The 13,111-nt window shown below is 59.5% G+C and carries 15 protein-coding genes; 10 read left to right on the top strand and 5 right to left on the bottom strand.

Annotated elements, in window-relative coordinates; genetic code table 11:
• Positions 1 to 67 precede the first annotated feature (67 nt).
• The 10 genes from B9Z52_RS14785 to B9Z52_RS14740 all read left to right on the top strand — a co-directional run bounded on the left by B9Z52_RS14785 (position 68) and on the right by B9Z52_RS14740 (position 9,719).
• Entirely contained in the window at positions 68 to 853 is a 786-nt protein-coding gene (locus tag B9Z52_RS14785) for an SDR family NAD(P)-dependent oxidoreductase (RefSeq protein ID WP_108414620.1), read from the top strand.
• Positions 854 to 863: 10 nt separating this feature from the next.
• Positions 864 to 1,283 carry a thioesterase family protein gene (locus tag B9Z52_RS14780; protein ID WP_019430319.1) on the top strand — a complete coding sequence of 140 codons (420 nt, stop codon included), beginning with the start codon at positions 864 to 866 and terminating at the stop codon, positions 1,281 to 1,283.
• A 76-nt stretch (positions 1,284 to 1,359) separates the two neighbouring features.
• Positions 1,360 to 2,493, top strand: coding sequence for an ABC transporter substrate-binding protein (locus B9Z52_RS14775; protein WP_108414619.1), 1,134 nt, complete (start codon positions 1,360 to 1,362; stop codon positions 2,491 to 2,493).
• Between the two features lie 166 nt (positions 2,494 to 2,659).
• On the top strand, positions 2,660 to 3,700 hold the full coding sequence (locus B9Z52_RS14770; RefSeq protein ID WP_108414618.1) for a branched-chain amino acid ABC transporter permease: 1,041 nt from the start codon (positions 2,660 to 2,662) through the stop codon (positions 3,698 to 3,700).
• 1 nt (position 3,701) lies between these two features.
• Positions 3,702 to 5,471, top strand: coding sequence for an ATP-binding cassette domain-containing protein (locus B9Z52_RS14765; RefSeq protein WP_108414617.1), 1,770 nt, complete (start codon positions 3,702 to 3,704; stop codon positions 5,469 to 5,471).
• Between the two features lies 1 nt (position 5,472).
• Positions 5,473 to 6,204 (top strand): ABC transporter ATP-binding protein, encoded by a 732-nt coding sequence (locus tag B9Z52_RS14760; RefSeq protein WP_108414616.1) that lies wholly within the window; start codon positions 5,473 to 5,475, stop codon positions 6,202 to 6,204.
• A 465-nt stretch (positions 6,205 to 6,669) separates the two neighbouring features.
• Positions 6,670 to 8,397, top strand: a complete 1,728-nt coding sequence (locus B9Z52_RS14755) for an acyl-CoA dehydrogenase family protein (RefSeq protein ID WP_108414615.1) — start codon at positions 6,670 to 6,672, stop codon at positions 8,395 to 8,397.
• Entirely contained in the window at positions 8,394 to 8,981 is a 588-nt protein-coding gene (locus B9Z52_RS14750; RefSeq protein ID WP_369907936.1) for a MarR family winged helix-turn-helix transcriptional regulator, read from the top strand. The genes B9Z52_RS14755 and B9Z52_RS14750 overlap by 4 nt, the downstream gene beginning before the upstream one ends.
• A 155-nt stretch (positions 8,982 to 9,136) precedes the next feature.
• The gene (locus tag B9Z52_RS14745; protein ID WP_108414652.1) at positions 9,137 to 9,418 is read left to right on the top strand and encodes a type II toxin-antitoxin system RelB/DinJ family antitoxin; all 282 of its coding nucleotides are present in this window, start codon (positions 9,137 to 9,139) and stop codon (positions 9,416 to 9,418) included.
• Entirely contained in the window at positions 9,390 to 9,719 is a 330-nt protein-coding gene (locus tag B9Z52_RS14740; protein ID WP_108414614.1) for a type II toxin-antitoxin system YafQ family toxin, read from the top strand. The genes B9Z52_RS14745 and B9Z52_RS14740 overlap by 29 nt, the downstream gene beginning before the upstream one ends.
• Before the next feature lie 234 nt (positions 9,720 to 9,953).
• On the opposite strand, the gene B9Z52_RS14735 is transcribed toward B9Z52_RS14740, so the two are convergent.
• The 5 genes from B9Z52_RS14735 to B9Z52_RS14715 form a co-directional block, all read right to left on the bottom strand.
• On the bottom strand, positions 9,954 to 10,601 hold the full coding sequence (locus tag B9Z52_RS14735; protein WP_233251977.1) for an OmpA family protein: 648 nt from the start codon (positions 10,599 to 10,601) through the stop codon (positions 9,954 to 9,956).
• A 130-nt stretch (positions 10,602 to 10,731) separates the two neighbouring features.
• Entirely contained in the window at positions 10,732 to 11,016 is a 285-nt protein-coding gene (locus tag B9Z52_RS14730) for a VanZ family protein (RefSeq protein WP_255417851.1), read from the bottom strand.
• 172 nt (positions 11,017 to 11,188) lie between these two features.
• Positions 11,189 to 11,416, bottom strand: a complete 228-nt coding sequence (locus B9Z52_RS14725; RefSeq protein WP_108414613.1) for a hypothetical protein — start codon at positions 11,414 to 11,416, stop codon at positions 11,189 to 11,191.
• An 83-nt stretch (positions 11,417 to 11,499) separates the two neighbouring features.
• The gene (locus tag B9Z52_RS14720) at positions 11,500 to 12,066 is read right to left on the bottom strand and encodes a hypothetical protein (protein WP_108414612.1); all 567 of its coding nucleotides are present in this window, start codon (positions 12,064 to 12,066) and stop codon (positions 11,500 to 11,502) included.
• Between the two features lie 24 nt (positions 12,067 to 12,090).
• Positions 12,091 to 13,083: a hypothetical protein gene (locus B9Z52_RS14715; RefSeq protein ID WP_146182868.1), complete on the bottom strand. Its 993-nt coding sequence runs from the start codon at positions 13,081 to 13,083 to the stop codon at positions 12,091 to 12,093.
• Positions 13,084 to 13,111 lie beyond the last annotated feature (28 nt).

The raw sequence follows: 13,111 nt of genomic DNA, 5'->3' as shown, positions 1-13,111 counted from the left end.
CGCCGTCTAATACCATCGCCCACGGGGGTGGGCTCCTACAAAACACGACACACGAAAAGGAACTGACATGAACATCCAAGGACAAGCAGCACTGGTCACCGGCGGTGGCTCCGGTTTGGGCGAGGCCACGGCCCGCGAATTGGCCCGTTTGGGCGCCAAGGTCGCGGTGCTCGACCTCAATATGGACAACGCCGAACGCGTGGCCAAAGACATCGGCGCGCAATTTGGAAACGGCTGCGCCGTGGCCGTCAAGTGCAATGTGAGCGACCCCGACAGCATGCAGCATGCCATCGAGACCGCCGCCGCTGCCCACGGCCCCGCCCGCATCCTGATGCAGATCGCCGGCATCGGCTCGGCCAAGCGCGTGGTCGGCAAAGACGGTAACGCCGCGCCGCTGGAAGACTTCGCCAAGGTGATCAACGTGAACCTGATCGGCACCTACAACGCCGCGCGTTTGTTTGCAGCCGCCTGTGCCAAGCTCGACCCCATGGAAGACGGTGCACGTGGCGTGATGGTCTTCACCGCCTCGGTCGCGGCCTTTGATGGTCAAGTCGGCCAGCAAGCCTACAGCGCATCCAAAGCCGGTGTGGCCGGCATGACGCTGCCCATGGCGCGCGATCTGGCGCAACACGGCATCCGTGTGTGCACCATCGCCCCCGGCTTGTTCAAGACCCCGCTGATGGAAACCTTGCCCGAGCCCATCCAGCAGTCGCTGGCCGCCAGCATTCCCTTCCCCGCACGTCTGGGCAAACCCAGCGAGTTCGCCGAGCTGGCCTGCCACATCGTCAGCAACGACCACCTGAACGGCGAAACCATTCGTCTGGACGGCGCGCTGCGCATGGCCCCACGCTGAGAGAACAAACATGAGCAAAACCGTTGTTTACGAAGTGCAAGTGATGTTCGGTGACTGCGATCCCGCAGGCATCGTTTTCTTCCCCAACTTCTCCAAGTGGATGGACGCCTCGTCCTTGAATTTTTTCGTCAAGTGCGGCGTGCCGCCCTGGCGCGAGCTGGTCAAGACGCGCGGCATCATCGGCACGCCGCTCTTGGAAATCAACACCAAATTCATCCGCCCCGCCACCTATGGCGAAACCATCCAAGTGCACACCAGCGTGCAGGAGTGGCGCGAGAAGGTCATCGTCCACAAGCATGTGGTCATGCGGGGCGACACCGTGCTGTGCGAAGGCACCGAAGTGCGCGCCTTTTGCATCAAGCACCCCGAAGATCCGGACCGCATCAAAGCGATCCCTGTGCCTGAAGACATCAAGGCCTTGTGCAGCTGATCAGGGCCTTGCCGCTGTCAACTTTTCCGTTATCCCCTAACCTGCGTTTTCCAACCCACCCTCCGAGGAGACAAGCATGAAACTCAAGAAAACCCTGCTGGCTTTGGCCATCACTGCCGTGTCCAGCACCGCTGCGCTGGCCGACATCAAGATCGGCGTGAGCCTGGCCTTGACCGGCCCTGGCTCCGGCCTGGGCATCCCCATGCAAAACCAGTTCAAGCTCTTCCCGCAAACCATTGGCGGTGAAAAAGTCCAGCTGATCGTGCTGGACGACGGCACCGATCCCGGCAAAGGCGCGGCCAACGCCCGCCGCTTTGTGACCGAGGACAAGGTCGACCTGATCATCGGCTCGTGCATCACCGCCGTGGCTGCCGCCATGACCGACATCGCCGCTGAAGCCGGCACCGTGCAATTGGCTGGTTCACCTGTGGGTGTGCCAGCAGGCAAAGACAAGTGGATGTTCCGTCTGCCCCAGTCCAACACGGTCATTGGCCACGCCATGGTGGAGCACATGAAAAAGCAGGGCATCAAGACCCTGGGCTTCTTGGGCTACACCGACGCTTATGGCGAGCAGTGGCTCAAAGAAGTCACGCCTTTGCTCGACAAGGCAGGCATCAAGATCGTCGCCACCGAGCGCTTTGCCCGCACCGACACCAGCGTGACCCCACAAGCCCTGAAGATCAACGCCGCCAACCCTGATGCGGTGCTGGTCGTGGCTTCGGGCTCTGGCGCTGCCATGCCCCAGCTGGGCCTGGCCGAGCGTGGTTACAAAGGCAAGATTTACCAGACACACGCCGCAGCCACCATGGACCTGATGCGCGTGGGCGGCAAGACCGTCGAGGGCACTTTTGTGGCCGCCGGTCCCGTCATCGTGCCTGACCAGTTGCCCGACAGCCACCCTTCCAAGAAGGTGGCGCTGGACTTCGTGGCCAAGTACGACAAAGCCTACGGCGCGGGCACACACAACCAGTTCTCGGGCCACGCTTATGACGCCCAGATCGCACTGGAAAAAGCTGTGCCCATGGCGCTGAAAAAAGCCAAGCCCGGCACGCCTGAATTCCGCACCGCACTGCGCGACTCGCTGGAAACCATGGGCCGCACCGTGTTCGCGCACGGCGTGATGAACTGGACCGCCACTGACCACTGGGGCTACACCATGGAAACCGGTGTGGTCATGAAAGTGGCCGACGGCAAGTTCAAGGTCGAATAAGACCTTGCCATCACCCGCAGGGGCGCACTTGTAGGAGCCCGCCCCTGCGGGCGAATGTGGCTTGTTGCAGGCCCCGCCTGACTGGCGAAAGATGCCAGACATCGCCCTCAAGTGGGCATGTGCACCAAGCCAAAGGGCTCCCCCGTTTTTCTCTTCAAGGTTTCCCATGGACTTCTCGATCGCCAGCATTTTGCTGCTGGACGGGTTCACCAATGGCGCTGTCTATGCCCTGCTTGGGCTGGCCACCGTGCTGGTGTTCACCGTCACGCGGGTCATCTTCATTCCGCAAGGTGAATTTGTGGCCTACGGTGCCCTCACCTTGGCCATGCTGCAAACCGGCAAAACGCCCGGCACCGTCTGGCTGCTGCTGATTTTGGCCGTGGTCGCGGCGCTGATGGAGCTGTTTGAGCGCTGGCGTCACCATGGTCATGCCCTGCGTGCCGCACAGTCCGCACTCAAGACCTTGGCCTTCCCAGCCCTCATTTCCGTGCTGTCCATCTGGGCTGCGCCCCAACAATTTCCGCTGGGCGTGCAAGCCGCACTCAGCGTGGCCATCGTCACAGCATTTGGCCCGCTGGTGTACCGCGTGGCTTATCAGTCGCTCGAAGCGGCCACCCCGCTGGTGCTGTTGATCGTGTCGGTCGGTGTGCACTTCGCCATGACGGGTCTGGGCCTGCTGTTCTTTGGCGCCGAAGGCTTTCGCAACCCGCCGTTTTGGGACGAACGTTTCACCGTCGGCCCATTGGCGCTGTCGGGCCAGACTGTGATCATCTTCGTGGTGTCACTGGCCCTGATCGTGCTCATGTGGCTGTACTTTGAAAAGTCGCTGCGCGGCAAAGCCCTGCGCGCCACCGCCGTCAACCGCACGGGGGCCCGCCTGATGGGCATCTCCAGCCACACCTCGGGGCAACTGACCTTCTTGCTGGCGGCCTTCATCGGGGCTTTGTCGGGTCTGCTGATCGGCCCCACCACCACCGTGTTTTACGACTCGGGTTTCCTGATCGGTCTCAAAGGTTTTGTGGCCGCCGTGATCGCGGGTCTGTCGAGCTACCCTGGCGCTTTGCTGGGCGCCCTGTTCGTCGGCGTGGTCGAGTCTTTCGGCTCTTTCTGGGCCAGTGCATTCAAAGAGGTGATCGTGTTCACGCTGGTGCTGCCCATTCTTCTCGTGCGCTCGCTGCGCAGCGGCCATTCGGACGAGGACCACTGACATGCTGAAAAAACAAAACATCGCTTTGTGGCTGCTGATCGCCGCCGTCCCGCTGGTGGCCGTGCTGCCATTGCCTGATTTCTGGATCGCACAGCTCAACTACATCGGGCTGTATGCCTTGGTGTGTCTGGGTCTGGTGCTGCTGACCGGCGTGGGTGGCCTCACCTCGTTTGGCCAAGCGGCCTTTGTGGGCATCGGCGCCTACACCACCGCCTGGCTCACACTCAACACCGGCATGTCGCCCTGGCTGACCTTGTTTGTGGGCTTGGGCTTCACCGCCGTCAGTGCGCTGGTCGTGGGACTGATCACGCTGCGCATGTCGGGTCACTACCTGCCGCTGGCCACGATTGCCTGGGGCCTGGCGCTGTACTACCTCATGGGCAACCTGGATGCATTGGGCAAATACGACGGCCTGCTGGGCCTGAAAAGCTTGTCCATTGGTGGCGTTGACATCGGCCAGGGCCGCCTGTTTTTTGTGCTGACCTGGGCCATTTTGCTGGCCGGGGCGATTGCGCTGCTCAACCTGCTGGACTCGCGACCTGGCCGGGCGATCCGCTCGCTCAAGGGCGGCACGCAAATGGCCGAAGCCATGGGCATCAGCACTTTCCGCTACAAGGTCACGATTTTCGTCATCGCCGCCCTGTTCGCATCGGTGGCGGGCTGGTTGCTCGCGCACTTCCAGCGCACCGTCAACCCCTCGGCCTTTGGCCTGAAGATGGGCATTGAGTACCTGTTCATGACCGTGGTCGGTGGTGTGGGTTATGTTTGGGGCGCCATCGTAGGCGCGGGGCTCATCAAGTTGTTGGACGACCAGTTGCAAGTGCTGCTGCCTGCCCTGATCGGCACCAGCGGCAGCTACGAAGTCATCGTCTTCGGCATCGCGCTGGTGCTGGTGCTCAAGTACCTGCCCGATGGCCTGTGGTCGATCGTCGCCCGCAAAATGCCCAGCCCGCCGCGCAAGGTGGATTGGCACAACGCGCCCGACCTGCCTGCACGCAGCAAGCCAGCGCAAGGCGATGTGGTGCTGCAAGTGGACAAGATCCGCAAACAGTTCGGTGGCCTGACCGCCGTCAACGACATCAGCTTCAACATCGCGGCGGGCCAGATCGTGGGCCTGATCGGACCCAACGGTGCAGGCAAGTCCACCACCTTCAACCTGATCACCGGCGTGTTGTCCAAAACCAGCGGGCAGGTCTTGTTCCGTGGCAGCGACATCAGCGCCCTGCCTTCACGCGACATCTCGCGTCAGGGCATGGCCCGCACCTTCCAGCACGTGAAGATGATCCCCGACATGACCGTGCTCGAAAACGTGGCCATGGGCGCTTACACCCGTGGCCGCAGTGGCGTGGTCGCGTCCATGCTGCGCACCAACCAGGCCGAAGAACAAAGCCTGATGAAAGAAGCCCAGCGCCAGCTCGAACGCATCGGCATGGGCGCTTACCTGCACGAGCAGGCCGGCAACCTGGCCATGGGCCCGCAACGCCTGATGGAAATCGCCCGGGCGCTGTGCTGCGATCCTGCGCTGCTGCTGCTGGACGAGCCCGCCGCCGGTTTGCGCCACAAGGAAAAGGAAGCCCTGGCCGCCGTGCTGCGCCAGCTGCAAACTGAGGGCATGAGCATCTTGCTGGTCGAGCACGACATGGACCTGGTGATGGACGTGTGCGACCACTTGGTGGTGATGGAGTTCGGCACGCTGCTGACCCAAGGCACCCCCGCTGAAATTCAGGCCAGCCCTGCCGTGCGTGCGGCTTACCTTGGAACGGAACACTGACATGGCGACCCCTCTTCTCAAAGTCACCGACCTGCGTGCGGGCTACGGCAAAGCCGAAGTGCTGCACGGCCTGAGCCTGCAAGCCAACAAGGGCAGCGTGATCACCGTGATCGGCCCCAACGGTGCGGGCAAGTCCACCTTCTTGAACAGCCTGATGGGCATCCTGCCCGCCAAGGGCCAGATCGAATTCGAGGGCCAGTCGATCACCGAGCTGACGCTCGAAGAGCGCGTGATGCAAGGCATCTCGCTGGTGCCCGAAAAACGCGAGCTGTTTGGCACCATGAGCGTGGAAGACAACCTGGTGCTGGGCGGCTACCGCCAGATGCGCCTGGGCAACGCGCAGTGGCGCAGCCGCTTGGACGATGTGTTCGACCTGTTCCCGCGCCTGAAAGAACGCCGTCTGCAAGAAGCCGGCACGCTCTCGGGCGGTGAACGCCAAATGTTGGCGGTGGGCCGCTCGCTGATGTCGCGCCCTTCGCTGTTGATGCTGGACGAGCCCAGCTTGGGCCTGGCCCCGCTGATCGTCAAAGAAATCTTTTCGATCATCGAGACCCTGCGCCAAACCGGCGTGACCATCGTGCTGGTCGAGCAAAACGCCCGCGCCGCGCTGGCCGTGGCCGACGACGGCTATGTGCTGGAGATGGGCGAGATTGGCCTGCACGGCAAAGCCGCCGACCTGGCCAATGACCCGCGTGTGATCGACACCTACTTGGGTGCTGCTAAGAAAGGTTGAACGAAGGGCATCGTGCATGTCTTGGGGTAGGAGCCCACCCTGTGGGCGATGGGCCTGGAACACGGCCTCCACATCATCACCGTGCAAACCATCGCCCACAGGGGTGGGCTCCTACAAAAAATCCATGCCGTACTTGTTCCTAAAGACCATCGCCCACAGGGGTGGGCTCCTACAAAAATCCATGCCTTACTTGTTCCTAAAGGCCATCGCCCACAGGGGTAGGTTCCTACAAAAATCCATGCCTTACTTGTTCCTAAAGACCATCGCCAACGGGGTAGGTTCCTACAAAAATCCATGCCTTACTTGTTCCTAAAGTAGGAGCCCACCCTGTGGGCGATGGTTTGCAGGGCGTGTGCCACGCCCATCGCCCACAGGGGCGGGCTCCTACAAAAAAATCCATCCCTTGTCTGTTTCTCAAGACTTCAAGGGGCTGTATCCATCACAACGCTCAACCTGAAACGCCTTATGAACGCTTACCAACCCCGCACCGACGACATGCAGTTTGTGTTGTCACGCGTTTTGAACGCACCCGCCCAACTGCAAGCCCTGCCCGCCTTTGCCGAGGTGGACGCTGACCTGATGCAGCAAGTGCTCGATGAAGCAGGCAAGTTTGTGGGCGAAGTCATCGCCCCGCTCAACCGCGATGGCGACGAGATCGGTGCGCAATGGGCGGGCGGCGCGGTCACCATGCCGCCGGGCTTCAAAGCGGCTTACCGGTCCTTCTGGCAATCGGGCTGGCCCGCGCTGGCCTCCAGCACCCAAGACGGTGGTCAAGGCCTGCCCAGCGTGCTCGAAGCCATGCTGTACGAAATGCTGTCTGCCGCCAACCACGGCTGGACCATGGCGCCCGGCCTGCTGCACGGCGCTTACGAGTGCATCAAGCACCACGCCAGCGACGAGCTCAAAGCGCTGTACCTGGAGAAAGTAGCGACCGGCGAATGGCTGGCCACCATGTGCCTGACCGAGCCCCATGCGGGCTCTGACCTGGGCCTGGCCCGCACCAAGGCCGTGCCCTTGGCCGATGGCACCTACGCCGTGAGCGGCACCAAAATTTTCATCTCGGGTGGTGAGCACGACCTGAGCGACAACATCGTGCACCTGGTGCTGGCCCGCCTGCCCGACGCGCCGCCCGGCCCCAAAGGCCTGTCGCTGTTTTTGGTCCCCAAGTTTTACCCCGACGGCTCGCGCAGCCGCGTGCACTGCGACCGCATCGAGGAAAAGATGGGCCTGCACGGCAGCCCCACTTGCGTGATGCGCTTTGACGAAGCGGTCTCTTCCATAGTGGGCGAGCCCGGCAAGGGCTTGGGCGCGATGTTCGTGATGATGAACGCCGCCCGCCTGCATGTGGCCCTGCAAGGCATTGGCCTGCTGGATGCCGCTTGGCAAAAGGCCGATGCGTATGCGCAAGAGCGCCGCCAGATGCGTGCGCCCGGCAAAGGCAAGAGCGCTGGCGAAGCGGATTTGATTGGCGAGCATCCCGCCATGCGCCGCATCTTGGACACGCAGCGTGCTTGGGTCGATGCCGGTCGCGTGCTGGCCTACCGCACCGCGCTGGAGCTGGACCTGATCAAGCACAGCCAGGACGCAGACACCCAAGCGGCTGCTCAGTGCTGGTGCGCGCTGGTCACGCCCGTCATGAAGTCGGTGTTCACCCACCAAGCCTTCCATGGCGGCAGCGACTGCCTGCAGGTGTTTGGCGGCCATGGCTATGTGCGCGAATGGGGCATCGAGCAGATCGTGCGCGACGCCCGTGTGGCCATGATTTACGAAGGCACCAACGAGATCCAGGCGATTGACCTCTTGGTGCGCAAAGTGCTGGCCGATGGCGGCACCGGCATGAACGCACTGCTGGACACGATCGTGGCCGACTTGCCGCAAGGTGCCCAAGCCAGCACGGCAGCCGCAGCCCGCATCGAGACCCTGCGCGCCGTGACCGAGCAGATCGTAAAGACCGCGCCGCAAGACGCGGCGCTGGCCTTCCGCGTGGCCGACGATTATTTGCGCGCCGTGGCGCTGGTGCTGATGGACTGGGCCTGGCTGCGCATCGAAGCGGGTGTGGATGCCGACACCCCCAACGCCGATGCACGCTGGCGGGCCCCGGCCAAAGCGCTGCGCAGCTGGGTGCTGCCGGAGTTCCAGATGCGCACCTTCATCATCGTGCAGCAGTGCACAGCAGCAGCGGCAGCGGCATGAGCGAGACACAGCGCTCACGCTCAAAAACTTTGAGCGCTGGCCCCAAGGCCGCGCCAGCGGCCAAGGTGCGCGCCAGCGCGGCCAAAACACCAGCGGCCAAAGCATCGCGTGCATCGGCTGTAGCCCAACCCGCCGCTGGCAGCGATGTGGCGGCGGTGGACAAAGTGGACACCTCCTACCTGCAATCGCTGATGGGCTACAACGCCCGGCGTGCGGCGCTGAGCATCATCGAATTGTTTCTGGAGCGCCTGGCCCCTTATGGCCTCAAGCCCGTGGACTTTTCGGTGATGACCACCATCCACCACAACCCTGGCGTGACTTCACGCCAGTTGTGCGCGGCCCTGAATTTGCTGCCCCCCAACTTGGTGGGGCTGATCCAGTCGCTGGAGTCTCGCGGCTTGATCGAACGCAAACCGCACCCGCACGATGGCCGTGCCGTGGGCCTGCATGCCACCCCCAAGGGGCATGCCCTGATGGAACAAGCCGAGCAAACCGCTTCGGACCTGGAAATCGAAAAAACAACACGCCTGACCCCTGCGCAGCGCAAGACCTTGCTGGAACTGCTGCAAAAAATCTACCTCTGAGTCTTGGTCTGTTTGTGAGAAGTTCGTAAATATTGGCAAAAAATATCGAATTTCTTGGGAATGGTTTGGCGCTTAGGATGGATGATGGCCGCGCTCTAGTCAAACCAGCGCATTGAGTTACAATGTATCTCAATACACTGTCTCAGGAGGCAATCATGGCTGCTACCACCACAATGGTCCACGTTCGGGTGGACGAAAAAATCAAAGCTCAAGCTGCTGAGACGCTTAGCTCTATGGGGCTGACTGTTTCAGATGCTGTTCGCGTGTTCCTGACTCGTATCGTTGCGGACAAAGAACTGCCATTCGCGCTCAAAGCTCCTAATGAAACCAGTCGTGCGGCCATCGCTGAGGCTGATCAGATAGTTCAGAGCCGCCAAGCTCGTTTTGCAACTGCTGACGCGCTGTTGAATGACCTCGAAAAAGCCAGCCTCAAGTAAGCGGACAAGCCTGCCTCGGGCTTCGGACTACACCAGAGAATTTCAGAAGGATTGGCAGCGTCTTTCTCATTCAGGTCGGTACGACATGAATGGACTGAAAGAGGCCATGTTGCTTCTGGTTGCTAACAATGGGCCGCTACCCCCCGAGTGGTTAGACCATCCCTTGACGGGCGATTGGCTAGGCCATCGTGAGTGCCATGTAGGCGGTGATTTCCTACTGATCTACAGACTTGATGATTCGGGTAAAGCTGGCTTTGTGGTGTTTGTGCGTAGCGGGACTCACTCAGAGCTTTTCTCGTAAATGCCAACGAATCGTCATGCGTTTTTTGTTGTCGTAGGAGCCCACCCCGTGGGCGATGCCTTGCAGGGCGTGTGTCATGCCCAACGCTCATCGCTCATCGCCCACGGGGTGGGCTCCTACAAAATAGCTCATCGCCCACGGGGTGGGCTCCTACAAAACAACTCATCGCTCATCGCCCAAAAAGAAGGCGTGCCCGCTTGCGCGGGCACGCCTTGGATCTGTCAACGCGAGGGCTTAACGGCCAGTAGCGCGTTCAGCCAAGAAAATGTCAATGCGGCGGTTGCGCGCACGGCCGGCTTCGCTGCTGTTGTCGGCAATCGGCTCACGCGAGCCACGACCATCGATGGCCATGCGGTTCACACTCACCCCACGCCCCGCCAGATAGTCACGCGCGCTTTGTGCACGGTTGACCGACAAAGGGTTGTTGATGGCATCGCTGCCCGTGTTGTCGGTGTGCCCCACAATGCGCACCTCCATCGACGGCTGCTGGTTCAAGCCTTGCGCAAACTGGTCCAGAATGGGCATCAGGCGAGGCTGAATGTCATGACGCCCGGTGGCAAATGAAATGTCATTCGGAATGCTCAACTTGAGCTGGTTATCGGCTGTTTGCGTGACCACGGTGCCTGTGCCTGCAGTAGCCTGCTCCATGGCGCGCTTTTTGTCTTCCATGTTCTTGGACCAGATGTAGCCGCCCAGCGCACCTAAACCGGCACCAATGGCCGAAGATCGGGCATCGTGCCCAAGCACCTGCCCTGCCACAGCGCCAATCAAAGCGCCTGTACCCGCTCCTTTTTGCTCAGAGCTTGCAGTGGCGCAACCGGCCAACAACACAGCAACGGCACAAGCTGCGATACCCATGGATGTCATGTGTGCATTTTTCATGATGGTAGTTACTCCTTTGTGAACTCTCTTGAATTTACCCTGCCCTGCGGCTCGTTCATGTGATACGCCACACTTAAGTTGCAAGCAATCGTTTCATCTGCCGAATGTTCAACACTTTGGCTTAAAAAACTCAAAGGCGATCGGGTGAACTCGAAGCGACTTCGCCTCGATATTCATGATGCAAACCCACAAGCGCCCACATCACAAACAGACCGGCAGCATCGGCCAGAACATCGTGCCAATCGCCATTGCGCCAGCCAGAAAGGTCCTGAAGCAACTCAATGGCCACCCCAAAAACCAACAAGCTCAGCGCCACGCGAACAGGTGCAAACGGATATGCCATCACCCCTAAAAGCATCAGCACCGCAAATGCCAAGGCGTGCTGAGCCTTGTCCCACCAATCCAACAGTGGCATCTGCAGGTGCTGAGCTGGCATCAAAGCCAACACAGCGATCACACAAGCTGCTGTCCAAAAAACAAGTCGTTTGAGCCGGGTGTTTTTCAATGCTTGGCTTTAGAGAAATGGCAGGTCAGAGCCCATTGATTATGTTCTTTACCGAACACAGCAAGAAAGTGTCGGCACAGGGTCAAGCGCCGAGTTCTATCGCGACGTAGCCCGTCAACAGGCTGATGATCACCACGCAGACCATCAGGGTCAAGGTGCTGTGCCTGCGCAAAAGTTCGATCAAACGGGCTGCGTCCAACTTGGTGTCCTTGCGTCGCCTGCTGCTGCGCGAGCGGGCCGACTCCGCTCGGCCTGTTTTCTTTGTTCGGTATCGAACATTGTCCGAGCTCGGTGTTTTGAACTTGTCCATCACGTGCACACAAAAACTGTCGAGAAAACCAGCCGCTTTAGCAGCTGATCAATTGATTGTATTTTTTAGTACTTATTAAAAAATCAATTGGATACCAACTTGTAAGTTCCAATCAACTGCCGAGCGAGCTGAACGACTGCAGGATTGCCAGGATTTTGTTGAATCGCAATGATGGTCAACTGCAGTGCACTCAAGACGCTGGTCAAACTGGGCACCGATAAGCTAGCCTGGATGGATTGCCCCAGATTGACTGGCGCGCTGCCGGAGCCAAGATTGACGTTAACGGAATTGAGCGCCGGCATGATGTTGGTCATGTTCGACGCAAAGTTATTGACCGCGGCAGCAGAATTCGGGCCGGGTGGGGTCAGGCCGAACATCACCCCTAGCGTCTGGACTGCGGCTGGCGAAATAACCGCATAAGTACCTTGCGAGGGTGCCACCGCATTGATCACAACAGGCGCAAGCGTGACGGCATTGGTGCCCGTGCTCACGACGGGTATCACGTTTTGATTGATGCTGACAGGCACAAAAATGTTACCCACCATGCTAGCGCTCCCCCCCATCGTGGCGGGCTTGGTTCCAGCATGGGCTGAAATGGCAATAAAAGCTGCGCACAAAGCAGGCAGCAAAGGAAATGACTTGAATTTCATGAAAATTCTCCGGCGAATACTGAATCAGAATTTAAAAGCGTAACCAACGTTGACGTTCAACTGTCGACCGGCCGCACTGCGGCCATCAATGTCCGTCAGACCCACCATGACAGAGATGGGCGCATCAAATGGCGTGATGCCCACACCCAAGTTGGTACGGCCCGCCAAGTGGCTCAAACTCAAAGAGGTTCTTTCGGTCAGTTGGGTGCCAATGCTCGCAAACGCGCCCACCTTGTCTTGACCCGTTTGCACGGCACTGAAAGGACGGTAGTTGCCATTGCCCGCCCCCAGTGTGGCCGAGACCGGGTAATTGCCAATGAGTTTGATCGGCAAATTACCGGTCATGGCCACATAGGTGCTCCTAAGACTTAATTTGGCAGTTCCCCAGCGAGCGACATCTGTGCTGGCCACCGCGATCGACAGCCCCGAGGCTGCGTCTAATAAGCGGTGCACCTTGACACCTATTTGGCCGCTGTCGCCAAAAGTGCCATCCCTTGGGTTAACGCTTGTGAGCGAGCCCATGAGTTCCACACCCACCGCTTTGACGGGGTCACCAAACCCGACACCTGCAGCCACGGAGCCGTCTACTCGGCCATTACCGTCAACCATGCCTTTGCCATCGAAATCGTAAATGCCGGAAACACCGACAAAACCCTGACCCCGAGATGCACCATAGGCCGATGGCGTTCCAAAAGTCGTACCTGGAGCACCAATGAATTTGTTCAACGATGCCGGTGGCGTATTGGTGAACGTGAGCAAGGCTTGAAGGTCTTTGCTCAGTTGCTCGACCTCTTGCGAGTTGACAGATTCGCCTTGTTTCGCTTGTTGAGCGTATCCCAACAAAACAAAACAACTGGCGCTCGCAGCGATGGCGATTTTTTTTAATTTCATATTTTTTACCTTAGAAAAATGGGGAAAATTTATTTGTTTAAGTTTTTTATCAATCATTTGAAATTCCTTTTCAAAAATCAGCCAAACAGAAAATTCCTCACAACCGACTTCAATACCAACACACATTTACAGATGAACGGAATCAATTATTTCA

Origin of the sequence: Limnohabitans sp. Jir72 (assembly GCF_003063575.1) — a bacterium.
Lineage (GTDB): Bacteria > Pseudomonadota > Gammaproteobacteria > Burkholderiales > Burkholderiaceae_C > Limnohabitans_A.
Note: the sequence above shows the minus strand (reverse complement) of the source record. Positions and strands in the feature narration are given on the sequence as shown.

Excerpts from the sequence above, each read along its gene's own strand:
- B9Z52_RS14785 (WP_108414620.1), top strand. The coding sequence starts at position 68 with ATGAACATCCAAGGACAAGCAGCACTGGTCACCGGCGGTGGCTCCGGT.
- B9Z52_RS14780 (WP_019430319.1), top strand. The coding sequence starts at position 864 with ATGAGCAAAACCGTTGTTTACGAAGTGCAAGTGATGTTCGGTGACTGC.
- B9Z52_RS14775 (WP_108414619.1), top strand. The coding sequence starts at position 1,360 with ATGAAACTCAAGAAAACCCTGCTGGCTTTGGCCATCACTGCCGTGTCC.
- B9Z52_RS14770 (WP_108414618.1), top strand. The coding sequence starts at position 2,660 with ATGGACTTCTCGATCGCCAGCATTTTGCTGCTGGACGGGTTCACCAAT.
- B9Z52_RS14765 (WP_108414617.1), top strand. The coding sequence starts at position 3,702 with ATGCTGAAAAAACAAAACATCGCTTTGTGGCTGCTGATCGCCGCCGTC.
- B9Z52_RS14760 (WP_108414616.1), top strand. The coding sequence starts at position 5,473 with ATGGCGACCCCTCTTCTCAAAGTCACCGACCTGCGTGCGGGCTACGGC.
- B9Z52_RS14755 (WP_108414615.1), top strand. The coding sequence starts at position 6,670 with ATGAACGCTTACCAACCCCGCACCGACGACATGCAGTTTGTGTTGTCA.
- B9Z52_RS14750 (WP_369907936.1), top strand. The coding sequence starts at position 8,394 with ATGAGCGAGACACAGCGCTCACGCTCAAAAACTTTGAGCGCTGGCCCC.
- B9Z52_RS14745 (WP_108414652.1), top strand. The coding sequence starts at position 9,137 with ATGGCTGCTACCACCACAATGGTCCACGTTCGGGTGGACGAAAAAATC.
- B9Z52_RS14740 (WP_108414614.1), top strand. The coding sequence starts at position 9,390 with ATGACCTCGAAAAAGCCAGCCTCAAGTAAGCGGACAAGCCTGCCTCGG.
- B9Z52_RS14735 (WP_233251977.1), bottom strand. The coding sequence starts at position 10,601 with ATGAAAAATGCACACATGACATCCATGGGTATCGCAGCTTGTGCCGTT.
- B9Z52_RS14730 (WP_255417851.1), bottom strand. The coding sequence starts at position 11,016 with ATGCCACTGTTGGATTGGTGGGACAAGGCTCAGCACGCCTTGGCATTT.
- B9Z52_RS14725 (WP_108414613.1), bottom strand. The coding sequence starts at position 11,416 with ATGGACAAGTTCAAAACACCGAGCTCGGACAATGTTCGATACCGAACA.
- B9Z52_RS14720 (WP_108414612.1), bottom strand. The coding sequence starts at position 12,066 with ATGAAATTCAAGTCATTTCCTTTGCTGCCTGCTTTGTGCGCAGCTTTT.
- B9Z52_RS14715 (WP_146182868.1), bottom strand. The coding sequence starts at position 13,083 with ATGTGTGTTGGTATTGAAGTCGGTTGTGAGGAATTTTCTGTTTGGCTG.